This window comes from Vibrio sp. M260118 (assembly GCF_036533755.1).
GTDB lineage: Bacteria > Pseudomonadota > Gammaproteobacteria > Enterobacterales > Vibrionaceae > Vibrio.
This window is the reverse complement of sequence record NZ_JATABG010000548.1, coordinates 1-1607: the sequence shown is the minus strand read 5'-3', so window position 1 is coordinate 1607 and position 1607 is coordinate 1. Positions and strand designations below refer to the sequence as shown.

Annotated in this window: 2 protein-coding genes; both read left to right on the top strand. The window is 42.4% G+C overall.

Annotated elements, in window-relative coordinates:
* Nucleotides 1–1140, top strand: a 1140-nt coding sequence (locus QTO00_RS19420) for an ABC transporter substrate-binding protein (RefSeq protein WP_331426209.1), incomplete at its 5' end; no start/stop codon positions are given.
* Complete coding sequence (locus QTO00_RS19415; RefSeq protein WP_331426208.1) at nucleotides 1140–1391, top strand: hypothetical protein; 252 nt, start codon at nucleotides 1140–1142, stop codon at nucleotides 1389–1391. The genes QTO00_RS19420 and QTO00_RS19415, both read left to right, overlap by 1 nt.
* Nucleotides 1392–1607: the final 216 nt, after the last annotated feature.

Below are 1607 nucleotides of genomic sequence, written 5' to 3'. Positions count from 1 at the left end.
GACTTGCTGACCACGGAAACCATTATCGACAACCTCTTGTGTCTTAAGAATCGTAAGCTGTTTTCACATATCAAGCATGTCAGCACGCCAGGCCATTTAATCGTCGATATACATCTTCTAAGAGACGACTATCAACTACCGCTTCTACTGTCTGAGTCTTGCGCGAAGATCTTGCTCCCTACGGAAAGCCGATCCGAAGACTACGATCTATTCCCAATAGGTACAGGGCCATATCGGGTAATTCAAAATGACAGCAAGCGCCTTGTTCTCCAAGCATTTGATAACTACTTTGGCTTTAGACCGTTACTTGATCGTATTGAAGTATGGGTGATCGATGATCAGCACTCGTCAATGATATTTCCGAGTATCTCAAAGCCACTAAAACCTTCAGTCGCAGACTACGCCGAGAATGTCGATCTCGATCCAGGCTGCACTTATCTACTTTTAAACCGTAAAAGTGGCCTCGCAGCATCAAATGAGTGGGCTAACTATTTCACTCAAAAGCTTGGCACTTTGAACTTATTTCAGCATCTTCCTCAGGATAAGATTGTTGAACTGGGCGTCTTGCCTGCACATGGTCTAAAGCCTGGTTGGTATCATAGTGCGCGCAAAAGTTATACGTCTCCACCTTCTTATCGTAGCGTTACTATTGCTTACCACGCTCAGCACCCAATGTTCCCGACGTTAGTTAAGTGCATCGAGGGGCTACTCAAAGAAGATGGATTGAGTGTTAACTTTATTATTTATGACCTCACGGTAGAAGATAGGGCTGATGTTGATATTTGGGTTAAACCTATGGGTATAACGACAAATAGAGACGACGCACTTGCAGGTTGGCTATTAAATAACAGTGATATAGAAGCGCTAAGCCGCGAGCAAGATTTCGCACACTGGGTTAACGTAGTACAGGAGTGGCAAGCGGAACAAAATGCTAGTTTTCCTGCTCATGAACTGGGTAAATCACTAGTCGAAAAAATGCAGATCATTCCAATGTTTCACTGTTGGTTGGGAGTGAGTAAAGATCATTGTGGCTCTCTGCAAAACGCTAAGTGTAATGCGCTCGGCTGGTTTGATTTTAGTAAGGTGTGGGTTAAGCCCGAAACTCTCGATTCTACTTCAGTAATTGAAGAGCAAGAATAATGGCAAAGCCCAATAAGAAACAGCCAGATAAAACCGTCGAGATCTTCTGCAGCAAATGCAGAGCTAAGCTGTATAAATACCGAAAAGGAGGCAAGGGCGCTTTAGTCAAATGTTTCAAAGAGAGAATCATCTTTGACTATACCGAGCAACCTTGCATTTGCCCTAACTGCAGCATTGTCTTTGCCAGAGATACTTTGGTTAGAGGAACTCCTGCATTCAAAATAATCGGTGGAAAAGTCACCATGAAGTAGCGATTTTGCAACACAATTATCTATCCGATATCTCCAGCTTATTAATCAACTAAACTTTATAAAACGGCCCCTACAGCACCAATTTTGATCTCAGTCGATAAAATCATCAAAATTGTCACTTAAGGGTATCATTGTTTTTTTCAAGTGTTAGAATAGCCGCAGTTTCTTTTCGGTTTTTCCAACTTTACTTTAGGGGTTTGTAATGGAGCTAGGTCT

What these genes read in the sequence shown, in the direction of transcription:
- QTO00_RS19415 (WP_331426208.1), top strand. Translation starts at nt 1,140, where the DNA reads ATGGCAAAGCCCAATAAGAAACAGCCAGATAAAACCGTCGAGATCTTC.